This is a genomic window from Aeromonas sp. QDB18, assembly GCF_027705325.1.
GTDB classification, from domain to species: domain Bacteria; phylum Pseudomonadota; class Gammaproteobacteria; order Enterobacterales; family Aeromonadaceae; genus Aeromonas; species Aeromonas caviae.
In genome coordinates this window covers 1-1,063 of record NZ_JAPDBQ010000303.1, presented here as the reverse complement: position 1 = coordinate 1,063, position 1,063 = coordinate 1, and the positions used below count along the sequence as shown (strand labels likewise).

Below are 1,063 nucleotides of genomic sequence, written 5' to 3'. Positions count from 1 at the left end.
GGGCATGCAGTCGTGGCAAGCCCTCCGATGCCATATCGGCTCTTGAAGCTGGCTGAGGGTCATGGGTAATCAGGAATGGCTAAACTTTTTAGTTTTGGCACATAGGGTACTTATTCGCACCTTCCCTAGGGAAGGTGCGAATAAGTCATATGGCACGAGAGCATTTAATGGTAACCCATTGATATTAAATGACTAAAGTTTTCATTTTTTGTTCGTGGGATACTTGTTCGCACTTTCCCTTTCCTCATCTCAATATACAATTCCCTTCGTCGGCACGAACCCATTCCGCCCTTGAAGCCAGCGCCGAGCTTCTTCTACCGTAATCAGTACCTGAGCACCTTCTTTGATAAACGACAACGCATCACTTTTGCTGAATTGAGCATTTCTAACACTGCGGATATTACTCATGCCTGCTAACAAGGCTAACTCAACGAGTGTTAAATGTCGATGATGGGTATCTGGATACCAATTCGCTGCTATAGGTATCAGACCATTATTAGCATCAGAATGAGGTAGCGGGTCCGGATTGTCTCCGGGACCATATGCCCCATCAAAATCCCATCTGTAATTAAGCTTCAATCGAGCAATAAATTTATAAATGACTTTAATCACAGCTTGGTTTAACTCGGTTCCATCATATTCAAGTATCGGGCTTGCAGCTGTGATCCATTTAGCTAGATCACCCAACATATCTGATAAGTGGTAACCAACCACATTTAACTGCTCACCGAGTTCAGCAAACAAATACATTTGGTGGAGATATTTCCACATCATGGAGTTTTCTAATAATTTGATTTGCTCTGGTTCGTCACAAAAATCAATGACACCACAGCTTGTATCTGCCATGCCGCGCCCGTGTGCGCTGTTATATAAGATGTCTAAAACAGAAAGCATCTCGTAAACAGAATGTTGTAATTGCGCTTCAGTAATCGGTTGAAGGTTCGTATTCTTTTTGATTGTCACACCAACTTGCATTACGTATCTCCCGTGCGTATTCCGGCGAAGTTGAACAGCCATTCCGGCCAACGTGAACACCCTGATCCTTAACGCGCTCACGTCACCC

Annotated in this window: 1 protein-coding gene; it reads right to left on the bottom strand. The window is 43.9% G+C overall.

What is annotated here, in order from left to right:
- Positions 1 to 249: 249 nt before the first annotated feature.
- Positions 250 to 1,063, bottom strand: an 814-nt coding sequence (locus OKC30_RS21010) for a hypothetical protein (protein ID WP_270809822.1), incomplete at its 5' end; no start/stop codon positions are given.